The following is a 19,616-nucleotide window of genomic DNA, read 5'->3' as shown; positions in this document are numbered from 1 at the left end:
GATCTGCTGCTGCGGGCTGCGAGAACCTGGGCCGGATCTTCCGGGTCGAGGCGGGGTTCTCACCCCGAACGGCTGCGAACCGTCTTCGGGGTCGAGGCCCATATCGTCACAGATCCGCTGGGCAACCTGACGGTCGCCTACGCCCGCGCCGACGGGGCAGGGAACTCCCTGTCCCGCCGGGCCTGACATACGCGCCCTGGGAGCCGCCCCCGGGGCGCTGCTCATCCGGTCACGTCTGGAGCTCGCGCAGGTATTTCGCGAACCCCTCCAGGCCGTCGATGTTGCGCGGCCCGCTGATGCCCTCGTTGTAGTCGAGAACGTGGAAGCGGTTGTGCACCACGGCGGGCAGCTTGCTGGTGGTGGGGAACTCCTTCAGGAACCGGATCTTCTCCGCGGCGGGCTTGTCCCCGTAGTCCAGGATGACGATGACTTCCGGCTTGGCCTCGACCACGGCCTCCCAGGTGACCTCACCCCAGCGCGCGTCCAGGTCACCGAAGACGTTACGGCCGCCGGCGAAGCGGATGATGTCCGTAGGCGGCACCTGGCTGCCCGCCGTGAACGGCTTGTCGGTGCCCGAGTCGTACAGGAAGACGGGGACCGGCTCGCCCTTGGGTGCCTGGGCCCGGACCGCTTCGACGCGCTTGCGGTAGCCGGCGATCAGTTCCTGAGCCTTGGCCTCGACGCCGAAGATCTTGCCGAGGCGTTCGAGGTCGGTGTAAAGGGCCTCGAACGGCGTCACCCGCTCGGGGTAGCCGGGGTAGTTGAAGCACGACTCGGTGTGCATGAAGCTCTGGATCTTCAACCCATCGAGGATCTCGGGGGTGATGCCGCGCTGGTCGCTGAAGCCGGAGCGCCAGCCGGCGACGACGAAGTCGGCCTTGGCGTCCACGACCAGCTCGCGGTTGAGGAGGTCGTCGCTGAGGAACTTCACCTTGGCGTACTCGGCCGCCCAGGGCGACTCGGTGACCGGCGGGTTGGCGGGCGGCATCACGTAGCCGTGCACATGCTGGGTCAGGCCGAGCGCGAACATCTTGTCGGCGCTGCCGCCCTCGTAGACGACGGCCCGGCGGGGCGTGGTGTACTCGACGTCCTCGCCGCACCTCTTGACCGTCACCGTGCGAGCGGCGGCGCTGCCGCCCTCCACCTGCGCGCCGCATCCGGCGAGCAGGAGCGCGCCCGCCAGGAGCGCGGCGGGGGTGCGTCTCTTCACTTCGGGTTTCCTTTCGTGGTGGTGGCCGTGCCCAGGTCGTAAAGCACCTGGGGGACCCCGGTCAGGGGATGCGGCACGACGTTCGCCTCGACCCCGAACGCCTCGCGGAGGAGTTCCTCGGTGAGGACGTCGGCGGGCGGCCCGTACGCGACGAGGGCGCCGTGCGACAGCACCGCCAGCCGGTCGCAGGCGGAGGCGGCCAGGTTGAGGTCGTGCAGGGTGACCAGCACGGTCAGCCCGGCACCCCTGAGCATCGACAGCAGCCGGATCTGGTGGTGCAGGTCGAGGTGGTTGGTCGGCTCGTCGAGCACCAGCACCCGCGGTTCCTGGACGAGCGCCCGGGCGACCAGGACGCGCTGGCGCTCCCCACCCGACAGTGACAGCACGCCGCGGCCGGCCAGGTGCAGCACCTCCATCTGCGCCATGGCCCGGCGGCACAGCTCCCGCTCGCGGGCGCTGAGCGCCTGGTTGCCGCGCAGGTGCGGGGCGCGGCCGAGGGCGACGACCTCCTCGACGGTGAAGTCGAGGTCCGCCCGTCCCTCCTGGGTGAGGGCGGCGATGAGGCGGGCGCTGTCGCGCAGCGGCATCCGTGACAGCTCCTTGCCGTCGATCAGGACCGCGCCGCCCGCCGGCCGTAAAGCCCGGTACACGCAGCGCAGGGCCGTGGTCTTGCCCGATCCGTTGGGCCCGACCAGCCCCACCATTTCTCCGTCGCCGACGGCGAGCGTCAGGTCCCTGACGATGGCGGCGCCGTCGATGGAGACCGTGAGATCGTCCAGCAGCAGGCGGGTCATCAGCGGCCTCCGAACAAGTAGCTGCGGCGCAACAGGACGACGAAGACCGGCACGCCGACCAGCGCGGTGATCACGCCCAGGGGCAGCTCGCGCGGTGCCACCAGGGTTCTGGCCACCAGGTCGGCCCACACCATGAAGATGGCCCCGGTCAGCGGGGCGATGGTGAGCACGCGGACGTGTGCCGCCCCGACCCACAGCCGCACCAGGTGCGGCATGACCAGCCCGACGAAGCCGATCGCGCCGCTGACGGCGACCATCGCGCCGGTGGCCAGCGAGGTCAGCACGAACAGGCCCTTGCGGAGTCTGACGGTGTCCACGCCCAGGCTGACCGACGTCTCGTCGCCCAGGGCGAGCACGTCCAGGCTGCGCGCGAAGCGGCGCAGCGCCACGACGGTGACCACGGTGACGACCGCCACGACCGGCAGCGCACCCCACGTGGCCGCGCCGAAGCCGCCCATCGACCAGAACAGCACCGTGCTCGTCGACTCGCCGTCCGGGACGAAGTACACGATCAGGCTCATCACGGCCTGGAAGCCGAACGCCATCGCCACGCCGGTGAGCACCAGTCGCAGCGGCGTCAGGCCACCGGCGCCGCGCGAGGCCAGGTAGACCAGTGCGGAGACGAGCAGCGCGCCGAGGAAGGCACCGCCCGACACCGCGTAGATGCCCAGCACGGTGAGCGCACCGGTGGCGCTGACCAGCACCGCCCCGGCAGACGCTCCCGACGACACGCCGAGCACGAACGGGTCGGCCAGCGCGTTGCGCACCATGGCCTGGATCGCCACCCCGACCACGCTGAGCCCGGCCCCGACCAGGACCGCCAGCAGCACGCGAGGCGTGCGTACCTGCCAGATGATCTGGTACGCCGTGACATCGTCGGCGGTGATCGAACCGCCGGTCAGGGCCGCCCACAGGAAACGCAGCGTCTCCCCCGGCGGCACGGCGGCGGCGCCCAGGCCGATGGCCAGCAGCGCAGACACCGCGAGGACGCCGACCAGCAGGACGACGATCAGCGGCATGGCGGGCCCCGCCGCTCTACCGGTGGGTGGATCTTCAGCTCCCGGGACCGCCGGCGACGATGCAACGCCGGAGTCCGATGGACCTGACTCGTGCATCGAGCTCAAAGATACTCCCGAAAATGAGAATCATTTCCGGCAGACCGTATCACCACCGATGACCTATGCACGATTGGGGCATAGGCGCTGGAGACAGCCGCGTTGATCTGCTGCCGCGTTACCTGTGTGCGGGTGGGGAGGGTGATGTCGCAGCCGAGAACGGCCGACCGGCCGGTCCCGGAGAGTGTCCGACCGGCGGAGTCCGGGTCGCGGCGGGCCTTGGCCGGGTTCCGGCTGCCCTGGGCGTTCATCGCCCTGGTGGCCCTGCTGGTAGCGGGACGGTTCCTGCTCGCGCCCCACCTGACGCACCGGCGCTGCGGACCACCCCTTCGCCCCCATCCTCGACCTCAAGGAGATCGCGTGAAGCCCCGACGTACCCCGCGCAAGAAGCCCAACCCGCTGCTGAACGCCGACCGCGTCGACTACAAGGCCACCGCCCTGCTGCGCATGTTCGGCCCCGCGCGGAGTACTGCAGCCCGCACGCCTTTCACTGGTGGTATCGCGAGCTTCCGTCAATCCTGCAGGGCAACCCGCGGCCCCGGCCGGCGAGGAGCTGTGCTGGACTCGTCTTTGCCATCAGGACGCGCGCTGCGAGATGTGGTCGCAAGAGGGCCCATGCGTCAGCCTCAACGCGACACCGGCTACTGACCACCTGCGTACAAGGCGGAACCTGAAGACTCCTAAGGGCACGGCATGACCACCCAGCACGACACGATCAGCGAGGCAGTGCGCTGGATTCAGATCGGCCCAATGCTCCGATCGTTTGACGGCCTCCTGCTCCGGAGCCGCGCACCATCGCGCCGGCGGCCGTCAGAGCCTGTGAGCGTGGTCCTCTGGGATCCGTCAGGAGGCGGTTGCCGCGGCCAGGCCGGCAGAGCGGCTGACCGCTCAGCCGGCCGCCTGCTCCCCAGGAGTGACGACGCCGGATTCGTACGCCAGGACCACCGCCTGGACCCGGTCGCGCAGCCCGAGCTTGCTCAGGATGCGCCCGACATGCGTCTTGACCGTGGTCTCCGACAGGAACAGATCGGCCCCGATCTCGGCGTTGGAGGCGCCACGGGCCAGGCCGAGGAAGACCTCGCGCTCACGTTGCGTGAGCACCCCGAGTACGGCCTCCGGGTCGCTGTCGGCCCTGGCGACGAGCTGCCCGATGAGACGCCGCGTCGTGGACGGCGCGATGATCGAGTCGCCCCCGTGCACGTGCCGGATCGCCGCGATGATCTCCTCCCCGGACGCGTCCTTGAGCATGAACCCGCTCGCTCCGGCGCGCAGCGCGGCCAGGGCGTGCTCATCGAGGTCGAACGTGGTCAGCGCCAGCACCTTCGGGGGGTCGTCCAGGCGCTGGATCTCACGGGTGGCGGTGACGCCGTCCATCCGGGGCATGCGGATGTCCATCACCACCACGTCGACGCGCCGCGACTCCAGCGCCTTCAGGGCCTCCAGCCCGTCACCGGCCTCGGCGACCACCTCCATGTCGGGCTGGGACCTGACGACCATGGTCAAGCCGTTGCGCAGCAGCTCCTGATCATCGACGATCATGATCCTGATGATGGGAGACTCCTCTACTCGTAGGGCAGGGTGGCCGACAGCTCGAAGCCCGTGCCGGGCCGCCCGCCGATCGCCAGGGTGCCGCCCACCATGCGGAGACGTTCGCGCATCCCGGTCAGCCCGACGCCGGCCTCTCCCGTGGCCGGCGCGGCGCCGTCGTCCTCAATGGTGATGTGCAGTCCGTCCGGACGCCACGCGAGCGTCAGGTCGGCCGCGGCCGTCGCCCCCGCGTGCTTGATGACGTTGGTCAGCCCCTCCTGGATGACGCGGTAGGCGGTCAGATCGACGGCGGGACGCAGACGCCGGGCCTCCCCGACCTCCCGTACGGCGACGCGGACACCCGTAGCGCGCACCTGGCCGAGCAGGTCGGGCAGGTCGCCGAGGCCAGGTTGCGGAGCGGTGCCGCCGTCGGCGCGGAGCACGCCCAGCAGCCCGCGCATGTCGCGCAGGGCGTCGCGTCCGACACCGGCGATGGTGGCGAACACGCCCGCCCCGGGCGAGTCCGGATCCGACAGCCTGCCGCCCTCCGCCTGGCTGACCATCACGGCGAGCGAGTGCGACACCACGTCGTGCATCTCGCGGCTGATCCGGTCGCGCTCCGCCCGCGCCGCCTCCGCCCGCTCCCGCGCGCGGTCGGCCTCGGCACGCTCCGCCTTCGCCCTGAGCTCGGCCAGGAACAACGCCCGCACCCGGCTGAGGCGGCCCAGCGACCACAGGCACGCCGTCACGGCGACCAGGCCGGCCGACAGCCCGATCCGCCAGGAGACCAGGTCGTAGCCGCCCGACGAGCCTCCCCACGAAGGCGGATCCCACAGGCGCGCCAGGACCAGGCCCACCCCGGCCAGGGCGACGGCCAGGCAGGCCAGGCCGGACAGGAGATCGAGCCGGCCGGACACCGTATAGAGCAGCAGCCCGAAGACCAGCGAGCTCGGCAGCAGCACCGCCGTATAGTAGGCGCCGGACGGGTCGTGCAGGGGCGGCAGCAACACCAGCAGCAGCATCGCCGCGGCGGCCAGGCCGAATGCGAACCGCGGGCGCAGCCGGCGCGGGACCACGCAACCATGCAGCACCAGCGCCCCCAGACCCGCGAGCAGGCGAAGGGCGAGCGGACTGTCCGAGGTCCGGAGCAGGGCGAACGACATCAGGCCGAGAGGCAGCGCGAGCAGGACGGCGAGCGCGGCGTCGCCGCTCACTTGATGCCGGCTGAGAAACGAATCCATCGCGGCCCCGGCCGGAGACGGGGACTCTTCCATGCCCATCATTATGGTCAGCGGCCGCGAGCGAGGTGCCGGCGGCGGACGAGGTACGCCAGAGCGGCCACCGCCAGGGCGGCACCCCACAGGGGCCACAACATCTCCGGCAGCCAGGCGCCCAGCTCGTCCTCCGCCCCGTCCGGGCCGAGGCGCTCGCCGCTGAGCTTGCGGCGGACGTACATCAGCCCGGCGGACGTGATGGGGAAGGAGACGGCCAGCGCCGAGTAGGCCGGGAGGCGTGCCGGAATCGGCCGGCCACCCAGGAACGGCAGCCAGCGCGGCCAGATCTCCCCCCACGGCCGGACCAGGCCGACGGTCAGAACCGCGCCGAGGAGAGCGACGCCGCCGAGACCGGCGCCGATCGGGGTGATCTCGGCGATGTAGGCCAGGAACTCGTCGCTGATGCCGACGGGAACGCCCAGCAGCCAGCCGAAGCGGGTGACGGCGTAGAAGACGGGGACGGCGACCGCGACGGCGGTCGCGTACCACCCGATCCGGAGCGCGCCGTCGACACTGCCCGGCGGCCGGAGCGCGCCGTCGACACTGCCGGACCGCCCGCGCCCACCGAGCAATGCGCGCGTGCCCAGGGCCATCAGGCTGACACCGGCCGCCGTCAGGATCAGCAGGTTGACGCTCGGCCAGGTCAGCATGGACGCGATCATCGAGAACTCGGCTTGACCCGCGAGCGCGGCGGCGAGCATCACCGGCAGGTACCCGGCGGTCATCATGATGCGGACATCGGGCAGGAGCACCGCCAGGCCGACGCCGGCGACGACGGCCACGACGGCGGTGACCCGGTTGAGACGGTCCTTGGCGGCGAGCACGGCGACGACGCCTGCCACCAGCGCCGACACCGCCAGCACGCTCCCGCCGACCGCCGCCGGAAGCGGGTCGAGCAGGGTGTTACCGGCGCCCGCGCGGCCGGCGTCGAACGGATAACCGGGCCCGCCGAGGGCCCAGACAAGGCCGAGGACCAGGTAGCTCACCGACCATACGGCGATGATCAGGACCGGCACGACGGTACGGCGGTTTTCTGGATGAGAGGTGTTCACCCAGCTCAATGTGCCGTTCCCCAGGTGCCGCGCACATCGTCACCAGGTACCGGCCGGGTCCTCCGGAGGTGTCGGGTCCCGCGACGACGCGGCGGCCCACGTGCACCCCGTACGGGACCCGATCAAGGCGGCCGCCATCCGGGAAGCGGAAACCCTCGCCCGGGTCCTGGTCGCCGTCGTGCAGGCGAAGGCATCCTGCTTCTTGAGCCTGGTGAGGGCGGTGTCGTCGAGGGCCTTAAGGATCTTGTCAGATAGCGCGGCGGCCTTTTTCGCGGCGGCGAGAAATTCTGGAGAGGTTACCGGCACCTCCCGCTCAACAGCCTCGTACAGAGCGCGCATCTCGGAGGGACGTTCCTCGAGCACCTTCCGGATCAGCGCGGCGGCCCATGGCCCTGTATCGTCCACATTCAGCTGCAACGGAGACCTACCCCCTCCGAACAACCCGCGGCTACCCGGGCGGGCCACGCCCATGACCATGCTTGGTGGGCTGTTAGCGGCTGATGGGCTGGGGTAGCCGCGCTGGTAGGCACGGACATCGCGCTCGCTGTATGGCGTGACACCGGCGAAGGGGAGGCCGTGACGGGGATCAAGCAGGCCGGAGAGAAGAGGCTGAAGTACCGCGGCCGCGAGCCGATCTCGGCCCGGCTGACGGCCGACCTGTTCGCCGCCGGGGGCCGGCCGGTTCATGACCGTCGACCTGCACACGGCGCAGGTCCAGGGCTTCTTCGACGGCCCCGTCGACCACCCGCACGCCCTTCCCCTGCTCGCCGAGCACGTCACCCGGCACGTGGACACGGACCGGCTGACCGTGTGGCGCCGGACACCGGACGGATCCGCGTGGCCGAGAGATGGACAGATCGGCTCCACTGCCCACTGGCGATCATCCACAAGCGCCGGGACGCCGAGCGGCCCAACGAGGTGAGCGTGCACGAGGTGGCGGGGGATGTGGCCGGGCGGACCTGCGTGATCATCGACATGATCGACACCGGCGGCACCCTGGTACGGGCGGCCCAGGCCCTCACCGACCGCGGCGCCACCCAGGTCATCGCGGCCGCCACGCAAGGAGTGTTCTCCGATGACGCGGTCGAGCGGCTGGAGCAGGCCGGCCTGGCCCAGCTCGTCATCACCGACACGCCGCCCGACCCGGCGAGCATCCCCTCGGGCGGGCTGGTCGTGCTGTCCAACGCTCCGCCGCTGGTCCGGGCCATCAGCCAGGTGTTCCTGGAGGGCTCGGTGACGAGCCTGTTCGAGGGCGAGAGCTGACCGGCGATGCGCACGCTGGTGGAGGTCATCCGGGGGATGGGGATGACCGATCCCCGGCTGCTGGCCGCCTTCGCGGCCACGCCGCGCGAACGGTTCGTCCCGCCGCGTTCTGCTGTGCGCGCCCAGTTCGACGAGCCGATCCCGATCGGCCACGGGCAGCCGACCTCGCAGCCGTCCCTGATCGCCCAGATGATCGACGTTCTGCGGCTCTCTGGCACGGAGACCGTCCTGGAGATCGGCACTGGGTACGGCTACCAGACCGCCCTGCTGGCGCGGCTGGCCCGCCGGGTCTACTCCCTGGAACGTCATCCCGACCTGGCCGAACACGCCCAGGCCAACCTCGCGGGGGTCGGCGTCACCAACGTCGAGGTGCTGGTCGGCGACGGCACCGCCGGCCTGCCCGCCCACGCGCCCTACGACGCCGTCATCGTGTCGGCCGCCGCTCCATCGGTGCCCGCGCCGCTGGCCTCACAACTGGCCGAGGGCGGCCGGCTCGTCATGCCGATGACGAGCGAGGTGGCCGATATCGTCACGCTCTACACCAAGCGGCAGGGCCGGTTGACCCGGCTGCGCACCCTCACACCGGCCCAGTTCGTCCCGCTGGTCGGCGAACACACCACGATGCCCGACTGAACCTCCTTCAGGCGGTCATCCTCCCTTCCTGGACCGCAGATCCACGATGAGCAGGCCGTCCTCCGTGGTGGCAGCCGTGCCGAACGCCTGGCAGGCGTCGATGAAACGCTGGCTGAGCCAGGCGCGTTCCCGGCCTTCCGCCAGGACGGTGCGGCAGTAGTCGAGTTTGAGCGGCACGGCGCGCAGCCGTACGGGACCGAGCTCGTCGATGGTCACCAGGAACAGCAGCGACAGGTCGTTGCGCAGGTCCGGGTCCACCATGTAATCGTCGAGGAAGTCCCCCATGTCGTACAGGACCGGTGGTGCGACCCCGTGCGCGATGTGCGCGGAGTGGCCGGCGATCAGCGTCGCCCCGGCGTCGGCCAGAATCGTGGCCGCGGCGCGGATGTACGGCTGCGGCGCGGCCGTCATGTTGGGACCCCAGTGAGGGCTGACCAGCACGGCATCCGTTTCCTCACGCATCCTCGCCACTGTGTCCGTCAGCCAGTCAGGGACGCCGGATTGAAGGTCGGCGTAGGCGACCCCGGGCTGGTCGGAGGTGGCCGCATAGTCCTCCTGGTGGTCGGTCACGGAGATGACGGCGATGCGCATCCCCCGTACAGCGAGGATGGTCGGCTCACGCGCCTGGTCCAGGGTGGCGCCAGCACCCGCCGTTTCGATCTCCATGCGCTCGAGATGCGCACAGGTGTCGAGCAGCGCGTCGTAGCCGTAGTCCAGCGCGTGGTTGTTGGCCATCGTGACGCAGGTGACGCCGAGCTCAGCGAGGAGATCGACGCCCTGCGGCGGGGCGCGGAAATGAAAGATCTTGCCAGGCGCGCACCACGGGCTGCCGCGATCGGAGATGCAGCACTCGAGGTTGAGCAGTATGGCATCGGCCTCGGACAGGTACCCTCGGACGCCGTCCGAGATGTATATGTCCGGGTCGCTGGACTTGGCCAGCAGGTCCGCGACGCCGCGGCCGAGCATCGTGTCACCCGCCAGCGCGAGCGTGACAGTCACAAGATCCCCCTGCCCGCGATGACATGTTCAAACGCGTCCAGTCGGCTCCTCTCCTCTCCTGGACGTTGCCGGCGCACTGCGCGACGTCTTGGTCCGCCTGGTCAGGGACCGGCAGCACGTGCGCTCACGGTCCTGGACCCGGACGACGCCCAGGAGGCGATGCGTGTGGGGGCGCTGCCCCAGAGATGCGAGCATGATCACGGCACTGGCTCGGGAGCGCGCCATGCCGTACTACGCCTTGCTGAACCCTTCCGAACACCGGGTGGCTTCGACACGGGCCGGCTGCCACGCACCGCATCGAGGCAACGGCTCACAGCAGCGAGCGGATCGCCCTGCTCCAGGCAGGCGACCTGACCATCTGGTGCGACAGCAGCGCCTGGTGGTGGTGGACCGGCCAGACGAACCAGGTCGGCCGCGTCTCCACCGGCGGCCGACCTTGGCCAGGCCGCGATGAGCGTGGCCGACAGCGACGGCCTGTTCTCCGTCCAGCACCATGTCGAGACTCGGGTTCCCAGGCAAGGCGCGGCCTGACCTCTCGATCACGGCCGACAGGACTGACGGGAGGGGAGCGAGCGGAGAAGGCCTGCGCGAGCGGCAGGTGCCAGAAAGCGGCCAGATCGTCTACCTGTGCCACCGGCATCGAGCCGACGCCCTATCTGTAGCAGAGCCGCAGAGCGGCATCCCCGCACAGATCACGGTGCGCCGACCGTGCGGTGCTCGCCTGGGCGAGGCCGCCGTCCACCCTTGGGCAAGGCCACCAGGCAGGCAACGGTGTGCGGGAAGCCGGTTGTCACCGCGCCGGTAGTGATCCCCGCGCCGTTGCTTGTTCACGTGGAGGAGCCATGCCCTTCCCCTCGCGCCCTGCGCGCCGCGCCGCCTGTTCGATCACGCTGGCGCTGGCTCTCCCCCTGGGGGCGGGTCCGCGCTCGCCGCCGCACCTCCCGCGGCAGCGGCCGCACCGGCGGGGCGGGCTGAGACGGTGCTGCTGCGCGACGCGGTCGCCGCCCTGCCGACCGGCGCCGAGAACCGCGCCGGCTACCAGCGCGACTCCTTCCGGCACTGGATCGACGCCGACCGGAACGGCTGCAGCACCCGGCAGGAGGTTCTCCTGGAGGAGGCACTCAGCCCGCCCGAGGTCGGCCCCGGCTGCGCGCTGACAGGGGGCAGCTGGCGCTCCTACTACGACGACACCGTGGTCGAGCAGGCGTCTGGGCTGGACGTCGACCATGTCGTATCTGTGCCCGCCACGCTGATGTGAGCGGAAACTCCTGGTCGAGGCGTGAGCAACATAGCGCCGACGAAGGCCGATATCAAGAGCGCCTTCCGTCGTCATGGGTTGTGCTCATCAGGTGTCCCATAGGGCCTGATAGTGCTGCACGCTGGGTGGTTTGCCGGGCAGGGGGCCGGCGTTGTGAGCTTTCAAGCCGTCCAGAGCGATGGCCAGCAGCCGGGAGCGGATCTCTTCCTCGCTTTGCCCTGGCGGGGCTGGGATTGTGCGCCCGAACTGGCCGATGAGCAGGGAGATGTCCATGGTGGACACGTCCGCGCGGAGCAGTCCTGCGCGGTGAGCGCGGGCGGTGAGTTCGTCGGCCAGATGCTGGGCGCGCTGGTTGGCCTGCTGCATTTCGGGCGTGACGTCGATGGCACCGGCCAGCGGGGCCAGGATGCCGAAGCCGAAGGCCACGCATTGCTGGATGTAGGAGGCCAATCCCTGCCAGGGGTCCTCGTGAGCCAGGCCGTCCTGCGCAGCAGTTGCGACACGTTCCATCGAGTCGACGCACAAACGTTGGAGGAGTTCGTCCTTGGTGCGGTAGCGGCGGTACAGGCTGCCCATACCCACACCCGCGTGCTCAGCGACGGCTGAGACGGGCGCATCGAACCCCTGAGTGGTGAACACGTATCGGGCAGCTTCGATCAGCGCCTGGTCGTTGCGGGCGGCCAAGGCCTGCGGGCCTCGCTTGCGCGGCGTCACGGGGTCGGACATGGATCAAGGATACCGATTGCGGAGTGTTCCGCTCCGAGTTACATTACCCGGAGCAAAACGCTCCGAGTAAGAGGCGGTTCTCTGACCATGTCTGCTTCCCGTGTTGTTCTCGTCACCGGCGCGACCGGCAATCAGGGCGGGGCCACCGCCCGCCAACTGCTGGCCCGCGGCTGGGCTGTTCGCGCGCTGGTACGCGATCCAGGCAAGCCCGCAGCCCAGGCACTGCGCGACCAGGGCGCCGAACTGGTCCACGGCGATCTCGACGACCCCGGCTCCTTGCGGGAGGCGATGCGCGACGTGTACGGGGTGTTCAGCGTCCAGGCGCTGGCCTATGAGCCCGAGACCGTGGCCGCCGAGGTACGCCAGGGCAAGACCGTGGCCGACATCGCCCACGACAGCGGCGTCACTCACCTGGTCTACAGCTCCGTGGGAGGCGCCGAACGCGAGACCGGCATCGACCACTTCGAAAGCAAGGCCGAAATCGAGCGGCACATCCTGACCCTCGGCGTGCCCGCCACCATCCTGCGGCCGGTGTTCTTCATGAACAACCTTCTGCACTACGCCAACGCCGACGGCGAGCGACTCCTGGCGCTGCCCGTCAAGCCGGACAAGCCGATGCAGCTCATCGCCACCGACGACATCGGGGTCTTCGCCGCTGACGCCTTCGACAACCCCGGACAGTTCATCGGCCGGCAGATCGAACTCGCCGGCGACGAGCTCACTTTCCCCGAGGTCGCGGAGATCTATGAGCGCGTCACCGGCACTCCGACCAGGTTTGAGGCGCTGCCGATCGATGAGCTCATGTTCGAGTGGTTCGCCGAAGAGGGTTACCGGGCCGATATTGTGGCCTTGCGCCGGCGGCATCCGGAACTGCTGACGTTCGAGCAGTTCCTCACCCGGCGACTGAGCGCGAGCCAATCCTGACCCAGGCTGGGCTCAAGGGCTCAAGCCCCCGCGACAGAGCTTCATCATGTTGGCTCGTATCGCTCGAGGCGGCGGCGCAGCTCCAGGTTCTCCCCTTGGGCCACTTCCAGTGCCTTGTGGAGTTCCGCGACCTCGCGGCGCCGAGCGCCTCGTTCTTCCTCCAGCTTGCGGGCGAGCAGTCTCACATCGGCCGAGGATGAGGCGACGGGCTCATCATCTGCGGCCGAAGGGTGGGGCGAACTGCGGAGTTTCGCTCGTTGCCGTTCGATCTGCACACGTAGTTCCGGGTGACGATAGAGGAAGTCGGTACTCACGCCCGCGGCTTTGGCGACGGCGGTGAAGCCGACGGGCTCGCGCGCTGCGGCCAGGCGTCGCAGGGCTCGTCGAGCTTTGTCCTCGGCTGCTGCTGTTCGAGCAGCGGCCGCTTGCCTCAGGTGCTCGGGCAAGGCGCTCACGGGGTCATTTCTCCTCGATGGTCGGATCGGGCCTGTCCGGTGTGCCAGCCCCGCGAACGGCGTGTACCCGCCCTTCTGGGCGCATGGCCACCTGGTCCAGAGCGATCAGGACTTTGCGTAGCGCCGCGGTTTCAGCCGTTCTCCCCGCCAGCCACACGTTGTCACCACTCATGGGCTCACCATGGCGGGCGGTGAACTGCGCCTGCCGCCTACTGATCAGCCTCTCTGTGTCGTCGAGCTGACGGCGGAGTCGTCGCGGTGGCTGGCGTCGGTGACGAACTCGTCGCAGGTCAGACAGGCGTTCCCCATGGCGCATACCTGTCTGGGCGGAAGCAGGCACCAGCCGTTGGGCAGGATGCGATCGGCTCGCTGGTCGAGATGGAGAAGATCGAACATGTCGCTGGGATCGTCGTGGGCGACTCGCCCATCGGCGGTGATCTTCTTGTAGCGGAGGAACTCGCGCTCGGCGGCCTCAGATCGAGTCATGGCGTAGTGCATCGTCATGGCGGGGGTGAGGTGGCCGAAGTACCTCATCACCACGTGAATGGGGACGCCCGCGTTGATCAAGTCGGTTGCCCGGGTATGCCGGAAGCGGTGCGTCTGGGAGATGTGAACCGGCTGCCCCATGCTGTCGGTGACGTTCAGCCGCTGGGTGAGCTCTCGGAGCCGTGACTGGTACGTCTCGGCCGGGTAGGGATGCCGGCCGAGCCGGTTGCCGCGCGTGCGCAGGAACAGATAGCGCGGCAGGATTTCGACGCCGCTCTTCTGCTCGTTGAGCATCTGACGTGCGACTTCTTGCTGCGCGCGGAAGATGGCCACGATCTCGGCATCGACGGGGATGGTCGCGGGCTGCGATGTTTCGATCTTCGTCTGCTGGTAGGCCAGTCTGGCGACGAAGCCGTCCCCCGACTCGGCGGCGTCCTTTGCCTCGGGCGTGGTGTGTAGCAGGGGCGAGAGCGGCTCGAAATCCATCAACAGCCCGGGCGGCACCAGCCAGTCGGACAGCGAGCCCAGGACGGCGAACAGGTCGGGGCCGGTCAGCCCGATGCGCAGGCTCTTCAAGGCTCCTCGAAACGCGCTCACCTTCCGGCGAATGACCGGAGGGCCCGGAAGGAACGGTGCTGGGAGCCCAGCGTGGCCGTTCGAGCGCGCTACAAGAGCGTTGCAGCCGAACCACAAGCGGGCTTCCCTAGCCTCGGGATCATGTTGACGACCCTGGTTGTGACCGCCTCCCTCCTGTTCACCGGCGCACCCGCGCAGAGCGTGGCGACCAAGCCGCTGGCTTTCCGCGGCATGACGCTCCAGATCCCCAAGACCTGGAAAGTCGGGAAAGAAGACATGTGGGGCATCCACGTCAAGACCGGCGGCTGCGACCGGCTCGCCGTCGAGTGCTGTGGGTTCTACCTCGTCGGGCCGGCGGGCATCTCCCTGGCCCGCCACGGCAACCCCTACGACCCCGAGGAGCCGTACCACCCGGGCAACGGGCTCGCGGCCTGCGCACCCGACAAGCGCTACGTGGAGGACTTCCCCGGCAAGCTCGTCGACCGTGGTCTCCGCCCGGTCGGCGCGGGACACAAGGCCACCTACCGCGTCTGGCGCGTCGGCTGCTCGACGCAGTCGGGCAAGCGGACCGGCGTCTCCTATCAGGAGCGGATCTGGCACCTGCCCAAGTCGAAGATCCTCATCGTCGACCAGTGGAGCGACAGCCGGCTCGGTGCGATTCTCAAGCGGGCGACCTGGAGCTGAGCCCGCCGATCACGATGCTCGCGACCACGGCGAAACAGAGCAGGTGCGAGAACGGCCGTGGCGGCAGTGATGATCAGCACGAACTGCCGTCGCGCCAGGACGTGGAGCGCGCGGATGCGCCGGAGCGCCACTCCCCCGAGCGCCGCGCGATCCTGGTGCTCCGCGATCTCGAAGGGGTACCGGACTCCCCGCGGATGGCGGCCGGCGACATTCCGTCGACCTCGATACGCTGAGCCCTGACGCCGTCCAAGCGATCGCCGAATTCGATTACCGACGAGCGGGCCCGACCCTCGAGATGGTCCAGCCGATCGTGAGCTCAACCGCCAGCTGGCCGCACCGGCACGGACGGCGCCGCCGGGCGCGTCTGCGCCACCCTGTCCGGCGGAGAGAAGTAGCGGGTGCTGCTCGCCCGCGCGCTCGTCCAGGAGACCCGGCTGCTCCTGCTCGACGAGCCCACCTCCCACCTCGACATCCGCCACCAGCTCGACCTGCTGCACCTGGTGCGCAGGCTCGGCGTGGCCACGCCGGCGGTGCTGCACGACCTCAACCAGGCCGCCGCGTTCTGCGACCGGCTCTACGTGATGGACGCCGGTCGCGTCGTGGCGGGCGGGCCGCCCAGGCAGGTCCTCACCCCCAAGCTGATCGCCCAGGCGTACGGGGTGCGCGCGGTGCGGCGCACGCAGCTCGTCTTCGAACGCCTGTGACCGGCGGCTTGTCCGGCGGCGCGGAACCGCACTACCGTGCCCGGGTGGATCTCTTCGACCGCTCGTGGAGCGCGTTGCTGGCGGCCGTCGCCAGCCTCGCCGACGCGGACTTCGCCCGGCCGTCGGGCTGCGCCGGCTGGCTCGTCCGCGACCTGGTGTGCCATCTGGTCATCGACGCCCAGGACGTGCTGATCACCCTCGCCACTCCGGCGGACACGGAGCCGACCCGCGACGCGATCACCTACTGGGAGGTCGGCTCGACGCCGCCGGCTGGGGACGACGCGCTCGACGCGCTGACCGTCCGGCTGGCCGCCGCCTACCAGGAGCCGCGGCTGCTGAAGTTCCACCTCGACGACGTGGGCTCCGCCGCCGGCCGCGCCGCCAGGCTCGCCGACCCGGCGCTGCGCGTGAGCACCAAGGGCGAGGTCCTGACGGCAGGCGACTACCTGTCGGCGTACGTGCTGGAATGGACGCTGCACCATCTCGACCTGGTCGCGCACCTCCGGGACGTGCCCGGCCCGCCCGCCGCCGGGCCCGCGCGCGAGCTGCTGGAGAAGATCACCGGAGTCGCGTTCCCCGCGTCGTTCTCCGACGAGGACGCGCTGCTCGTCGGCACCGGACGCCGTGCCCCGACGGCCGGGGAACGGGCGGCGCTGGGCGAGCCGGCCGCGCGGCTGCCGTTCGTGCTCACCTGACGCGGGATCGCGGCGACACCAGCTGGGGGCTGCTGGCAGTCGGGGGGCGAGCATGATCAAATAGAGTTGATCATCGCGGCGACCGGCGGCGGTGCGACGCCGTTCAGTTCTGCGGGCCGCCGCGGCTGGGGGTGCCGGTCCACCAGGCGTCCAGGCGGATGAGCTTGAGAGCGGAGGCGGTGAGAACGTGCGCCGCGCGAGTCTTGGACAGCCCGCGATAGCGGGTAGTGCGGATCTGGCCGGCTCGAACGGTCTGGGAGATGGTGTCCTCAACCCCGGCGCGAATGTCGTAGCGGCCGAAGATCCATGTCGCCGATCTTGTCGGGGTGCTCGATCAAGACGGAAGTGTCCGCGACGGCGAACAGGCCCGGGCGCGACCAGCGGGTGATCTGATGCCGCAGTGCGTCGATCGCGGCCTGCAGGGTGTCGGCCCGCTCAGCGAACTCGGTGTTGATGACCGGCTGCATGGTGCCTTCCACGGGCTGATCCCTGGTGAGCGGCTGGATCATCCAGTAGCGGCGGGTCGCATGCTGGTCACCGCCGCCCACCCGGCCGCCACCTCGGCCACCCAGGCGTTCAGGAATCTCGTCATGGATCTACAGGACGCCGGCTGCCTGGCGCGCTTCCCACCGAGGTCCGGATGAACGCGATCGTGGAGCGGTGGGTGCAGTCCTGCCGCCGCGAGCTTCTGGATCGATGCCTGCTCTGGAACGAACGCCACCTCCGGCACGCATTGCGTGAGTACGAGGAGTTCTACAACGAACACCGAGCCCATCAAGTTCTGAACCAGGGCTCCACTACGCGCCGCCCCAGCCCCGATCACTGATCCAGCCGCAATCACCGACCTGAACATGCACCTATGAGACCGAGACCGACTCGGCGGAGTCATCTACGAATACTCACATGCTGCCTGAACTGCGTTGGATGGAATTTCGGCAGGCACAAGGTCACCCCCGGAAGCGGCGTGGTCGAGTCCGGGGAGCGCGGGGTCAGCCGCGCCCGGATCGCGCCTCAGCTGCGGGAGCGTCCGGCCTGGAGCACCTCGAATGCCTCGTGCAGGGCAGGGGTCGGCGCGAGATCGCAGGCAGCTCGGATCGCGCCCGATAGAAGGGTGATCCAGATGTCGACCAGCGCCGCGATCTCGTGTGGGCGGCCGCTTCTGAGCCAGTGGCGGGCGGTTTCGTCGCAGGCGGCGGAGTAGCCGCGCATGGGCAACTGGAGCGCCGGGTCGTCCGCGTCGAGGCCGAGTAGCCGGCAGATCGCGTGGATCCCCTCCCGGCGGGTCGCCTCGAAGGCCTCCCCTGCCGCGTCGGTGCCCTCCGCGCGGCGCAGGATCAGGTTGAGGGCGGCGTCCTCGTGCTCCGCCAGGAATTCCAGGTGGGCGGTGAGATGGCGGCGGAGACGTTCGAGGACGGGCCCATCGGAGGTGAGCTTCGTGGCGGCGCGGAGCTGCCGGTCGATCTCGCGTACGGCCTCCGCGTAGAGGCTCTCCTTGCCGTTGAAGTGGTGGGACAGAAGTCCGTGGGCGACTCCGGCCGAGCGGGCGATGTCCCCGACGGTGACATCCGCGTAGGGGCGCTGCGAGAAGCACTCCAGCGCGGCGTGCAGCAGCTTCTGGCGCGTCTCCTGGGCGGCCAGCTGCCGCCGCGTCGGCGGCTTGCCCGTGACGGACTGGGTCACGCCTGATCCTTCCCGACGATGCCTGCTTGCCTGTCATCAGCGTATCTGGCCCTGTCACGGGCGATCTCCATGCTCCAACTTGATTGACTGTCGTTCAATGACTTATATTCAATGACCGGCGCACCGCGAGGAAGGATCGCAGCATGTCTCTCAACCTGCCGCTCCCGGACAAGGATGACCCTGTGTGGACGGCCGCCAACGGCTTCGTCGTCCGTAAGGACGGAGGTGTCATCCGGCTCACCGGGCATGAGACGTTCGCGGTGAAGGTCACAGGAGAAGAGACCGACGGGGCATTCGCTTTCATGGACGGTCTCATCACGCCGGACCATGGCAACCAGCCGCACATCCACACCAAGGAGGACGAAGCGTTCTACGTCGTCTCCGGGGCATTCGAGTTCATCAACGGGAACGAGAAGATCACGGCCGGTGTCGGCGATTTCGTGTACATCCCCAAGGGCACGCGGCACGGCTTCAAGAACATCGGCACGGAGCCGGCCAGGCTCCTCGTCTTCTACACGCCCGCCGGACCGGAGTCCTTCTTCCTGGCGTACGGCGAGACGGACCGAGCTCCAGAGCCCTGGCCGGACGAGAAGTTCAACGAGATGGTGGACATCCTGGGCGCCCACAACATGGTGCTACTTCCGGGAGACCACGACTGGGACTGAGCCGCGCCAGGCAGGTCGCCTTCACTGCGACAACCCTTCTGCGAGCCCGGCGCGTGGGCCCGCAGGAGGGACTCCACGTCAGCCTCACCGGGGCCGAGCAGGAACTCGCGTACCCATGACGCCCCTTCACCTCCAGCGCAGCGAGGCAGGGGTATCGCCGGCGACAGGCCTCCAGGCCATCCCGGGGCCACGCCACCCGCAACCAGACAGATTCAAGGACTTCGACAGATGACCAACCTCGTCAATCTCGCCGTCATCTACTACTCGGCGACGGGCACCGGCACCCAGATCGCCACGGAGATCGCCCGGGCCGCCGAAGCCATGGGCGCGCAGGTCCGCGTCCGCAAGGTCGCAGAGCTCGCGCCGCAATCCGTGATCGACTCGAACCCGGCCTGGGCCGCCCACCACGCGGCCACCGCGGACGTTCCGGTCCCGAGCCCTGAGGACCTCGTATGGGCGGACGCTGTCATCTTTGGGTCACCGACCCGGTTCGGGAACATCAGCTCCCAGCTGAAGCAGTACTTCGACACCTTGTCTCCGCTGTGGCAGCAGGGTGAACTGGCCGACAAGGCCTACAGCGGCTTCACCTCGACCGGCACCCGTCACGGCGGGCATGAATCGACGCTGCTCGCCATGTACAACAGCATCCATCACTTCGGCGGCATCATCGTGCCGCCGGGATACACCGACCCGGTCAAGTTCGTCGATGGCAACCCGTACGGCACGTCTCACCATGCGGTGTGGGGCCCTGACCTCGGTTCGATCGACGACGACACCCGCAACGCCGCGCGTCACCAGGCCGAACGGACCGTGAAGGTCGCGCGCGCACTCAAGCAGGGGTACGTCGCCTGACCCCTTCGGCACCCCCGTCACCCATCACCAACCGCACTCAAGAA

The 19,616-nt window shown here is 69.5% G+C and carries 25 protein-coding genes; 11 read left to right on the top strand and 14 right to left on the bottom strand.

Translation table 11 applies throughout. The features are described 5' to 3' along the window. Positions 1–229: 229 nt before the first annotated feature. From SMD20_RS47865 to SMD20_RS47835, 7 genes are all read right to left on the bottom strand, one after another. A complete protein-coding gene (locus tag SMD20_RS47865) occupies positions 230–1,210 on the bottom strand; it encodes an ABC transporter substrate-binding protein (protein ID WP_329594587.1) in 981 nt (326 codons plus the stop codon). Further along, on the bottom strand, positions 1,207–2,004 hold the full coding sequence (locus SMD20_RS47860; RefSeq protein WP_329594585.1) for an ABC transporter ATP-binding protein: 798 nt from the start codon (positions 2,002–2,004) through the stop codon (positions 1,207–1,209). The genes SMD20_RS47865 and SMD20_RS47860 overlap by 4 nt, the downstream gene beginning before the upstream one ends. After that, positions 2,004–3,119, bottom strand: coding sequence for a FecCD family ABC transporter permease (locus SMD20_RS47855; RefSeq protein WP_442942654.1), 1,116 nt, complete (start codon positions 3,117–3,119; stop codon positions 2,004–2,006). The genes SMD20_RS47860 and SMD20_RS47855 overlap by 1 nt, the downstream gene beginning before the upstream one ends. Positions 3,120–4,007: 888 nt before the next feature. After that, entirely contained in the window at positions 4,008–4,658 is a 651-nt protein-coding gene (locus tag SMD20_RS47850) for a response regulator transcription factor (RefSeq protein WP_329594581.1), read from the bottom strand. A gap of 23 nt (positions 4,659–4,681) precedes the next feature. Then, positions 4,682–5,920: a sensor histidine kinase gene (locus SMD20_RS47845; RefSeq protein WP_329594579.1), complete on the bottom strand. Its 1,239-nt coding sequence runs from the start codon at positions 5,918–5,920 to the stop codon at positions 4,682–4,684. 14 nt (positions 5,921–5,934) lie between these two features. Beyond that, entirely contained in the window at positions 5,935–6,972 is a 1,038-nt protein-coding gene (locus SMD20_RS47840) for a hypothetical protein (RefSeq protein WP_329594577.1), read from the bottom strand. A gap of 39 nt (positions 6,973–7,011) precedes the next feature. Next, the gene (locus SMD20_RS47835; RefSeq protein ID WP_329594789.1) at positions 7,012–7,659 is read right to left on the bottom strand and encodes a hypothetical protein; all 648 of its coding nucleotides are present in this window, start codon (positions 7,657–7,659) and stop codon (positions 7,012–7,014) included. On the opposite strand from SMD20_RS47835, the gene prs reads away from it, so the two are divergent. Both prs and SMD20_RS47825 read left to right on the top strand, forming a co-directional pair. Beyond that, the gene (prs, locus tag SMD20_RS47830) at positions 7,549–8,235 is read left to right on the top strand and encodes a ribose-phosphate diphosphokinase (protein ID WP_329594575.1); all 687 of its coding nucleotides are present in this window, start codon (positions 7,549–7,551) and stop codon (positions 8,233–8,235) included. The two genes, SMD20_RS47835 and prs, sit on opposite strands and share 111 nt — an antisense overlap. Positions 8,236–8,241: 6 nt before the next feature. Continuing rightward, on the top strand, positions 8,242–8,868 hold the full coding sequence (locus SMD20_RS47825) for a protein-L-isoaspartate(D-aspartate) O-methyltransferase (RefSeq protein ID WP_329594571.1): 627 nt from the start codon (positions 8,242–8,244) through the stop codon (positions 8,866–8,868). A 15-nt stretch (positions 8,869–8,883) separates the two neighbouring features. Here SMD20_RS47825 and SMD20_RS47820 read toward each other — a convergent pair whose 3' ends face one another. Beyond that, complete coding sequence (locus tag SMD20_RS47820; RefSeq protein ID WP_329594569.1) at positions 8,884–9,867, bottom strand: CapA family protein; 984 nt, start codon at positions 9,865–9,867, stop codon at positions 8,884–8,886. Between the two features lie 979 nt (positions 9,868–10,846). Here SMD20_RS47820 and SMD20_RS47815 point away from each other — a divergent pair. After that, positions 10,847–11,125 (top strand): hypothetical protein, encoded by a 279-nt coding sequence (locus tag SMD20_RS47815; RefSeq protein WP_329594567.1) that lies wholly within the window; start codon positions 10,847–10,849, stop codon positions 11,123–11,125. An 87-nt stretch (positions 11,126–11,212) separates the two neighbouring features. Here SMD20_RS47815 and SMD20_RS47810 read toward each other — a convergent pair whose 3' ends face one another. Next, complete coding sequence (locus SMD20_RS47810) at positions 11,213–11,851, bottom strand: TetR/AcrR family transcriptional regulator (protein WP_329594565.1); 639 nt, start codon at positions 11,849–11,851, stop codon at positions 11,213–11,215. Between the two features lie 87 nt (positions 11,852–11,938). On the opposite strand from SMD20_RS47810, the gene SMD20_RS47805 reads away from it, so the two are divergent. Next, positions 11,939–12,775, top strand: coding sequence for an NmrA/HSCARG family protein (locus tag SMD20_RS47805; protein ID WP_329594563.1), 837 nt, complete (start codon positions 11,939–11,941; stop codon positions 12,773–12,775). 44 nt (positions 12,776–12,819) lie between these two features. On the opposite strand, the gene SMD20_RS47800 is transcribed toward SMD20_RS47805, so the two are convergent. Beyond that, the gene (locus tag SMD20_RS47800; protein WP_329594562.1) at positions 12,820–13,230 is read right to left on the bottom strand and encodes a DUF6262 family protein; all 411 of its coding nucleotides are present in this window, start codon (positions 13,228–13,230) and stop codon (positions 12,820–12,822) included. 216 nt (positions 13,231–13,446) lie between these two features. Then, positions 13,447–14,292: a site-specific integrase gene (locus tag SMD20_RS47795; RefSeq protein WP_329594560.1), complete on the bottom strand. Its 846-nt coding sequence runs from the start codon at positions 14,290–14,292 to the stop codon at positions 13,447–13,449. 141 nt (positions 14,293–14,433) lie between these two features. Here SMD20_RS47795 and SMD20_RS47790 point away from each other — a divergent pair, with 141 nt between their 5' ends. The 4 genes from SMD20_RS47790 to SMD20_RS47775 all read left to right on the top strand — a co-directional run bounded on the left by SMD20_RS47790 (position 14,434) and on the right by SMD20_RS47775 (position 16,375). Next, positions 14,434–14,976, top strand: a complete 543-nt coding sequence (locus SMD20_RS47790; RefSeq protein ID WP_329594558.1) for a hypothetical protein — start codon at positions 14,434–14,436, stop codon at positions 14,974–14,976. 14 nt (positions 14,977–14,990) lie between these two features. Beyond that, on the top strand, positions 14,991–15,209 hold the full coding sequence (locus tag SMD20_RS47785) for a hypothetical protein (protein ID WP_329594556.1): 219 nt from the start codon (positions 14,991–14,993) through the stop codon (positions 15,207–15,209). Positions 15,210–15,374: 165 nt separating this feature from the next. After that, positions 15,375–15,680: a hypothetical protein gene (locus SMD20_RS47780; protein WP_442942652.1), complete on the top strand. Its 306-nt coding sequence runs from the start codon at positions 15,375–15,377 to the stop codon at positions 15,678–15,680. Between the two features lie 44 nt (positions 15,681–15,724). Next, positions 15,725–16,375 (top strand): maleylpyruvate isomerase N-terminal domain-containing protein, encoded by a 651-nt coding sequence (locus SMD20_RS47775; protein ID WP_329594554.1) that lies wholly within the window; start codon positions 15,725–15,727, stop codon positions 16,373–16,375. A 103-nt stretch (positions 16,376–16,478) separates the two neighbouring features. On the opposite strand, the gene SMD20_RS48595 is transcribed toward SMD20_RS47775, so the two are convergent. Together SMD20_RS48595 and SMD20_RS47770 are read right to left on the bottom strand one after the other, a co-directional pair. Then, positions 16,479–16,637 (bottom strand): hypothetical protein, encoded by a 159-nt coding sequence (locus SMD20_RS48595; protein WP_442942662.1) that lies wholly within the window; start codon positions 16,635–16,637, stop codon positions 16,479–16,481. A 7-nt stretch (positions 16,638–16,644) separates the two neighbouring features. After that, on the bottom strand, positions 16,645–16,923 hold the full coding sequence (locus tag SMD20_RS47770; RefSeq protein WP_329594552.1) for a hypothetical protein: 279 nt from the start codon (positions 16,921–16,923) through the stop codon (positions 16,645–16,647). 92 nt (positions 16,924–17,015) lie between these two features. On the opposite strand from SMD20_RS47770, the gene SMD20_RS48590 reads away from it, so the two are divergent. Further along, positions 17,016–17,201: an integrase core domain-containing protein gene (locus SMD20_RS48590; protein WP_442942651.1), complete on the top strand. Its 186-nt coding sequence runs from the start codon at positions 17,016–17,018 to the stop codon at positions 17,199–17,201. Between the two features lie 185 nt (positions 17,202–17,386). On the opposite strand, the gene SMD20_RS47765 is transcribed toward SMD20_RS48590, so the two are convergent. Beyond that, positions 17,387–18,055, bottom strand: coding sequence for a TetR/AcrR family transcriptional regulator (locus SMD20_RS47765; RefSeq protein WP_329594550.1), 669 nt, complete (start codon positions 18,053–18,055; stop codon positions 17,387–17,389). A 143-nt stretch (positions 18,056–18,198) separates the two neighbouring features. Here SMD20_RS47765 and SMD20_RS47760 point away from each other — a divergent pair, with 143 nt between their 5' ends. Both SMD20_RS47760 and wrbA read left to right on the top strand, forming a co-directional pair. Further along, complete coding sequence (locus SMD20_RS47760) at positions 18,199–18,720, top strand: cupin domain-containing protein (RefSeq protein ID WP_329594548.1); 522 nt, start codon at positions 18,199–18,201, stop codon at positions 18,718–18,720. 228 nt (positions 18,721–18,948) lie between these two features. Next, on the top strand, positions 18,949–19,572 hold the full coding sequence (gene wrbA / locus SMD20_RS47755; RefSeq protein ID WP_329594546.1) for an NAD(P)H:quinone oxidoreductase type IV: 624 nt from the start codon (positions 18,949–18,951) through the stop codon (positions 19,570–19,572). Positions 19,573–19,616 lie beyond the last annotated feature (44 nt).

Origin of the sequence: Nonomuraea sp. LP-02 (assembly GCF_036289125.1) — a bacterium.
In the GTDB taxonomy this organism is placed as follows: Bacteria; Actinomycetota; Actinomycetes; order Streptosporangiales; family Streptosporangiaceae; genus Nonomuraea; species Nonomuraea bangladeshensis.
The sequence above is the reverse complement of the archived record's forward strand: the minus strand, read 5'-3'. Positions and strand labels throughout refer to the sequence as shown.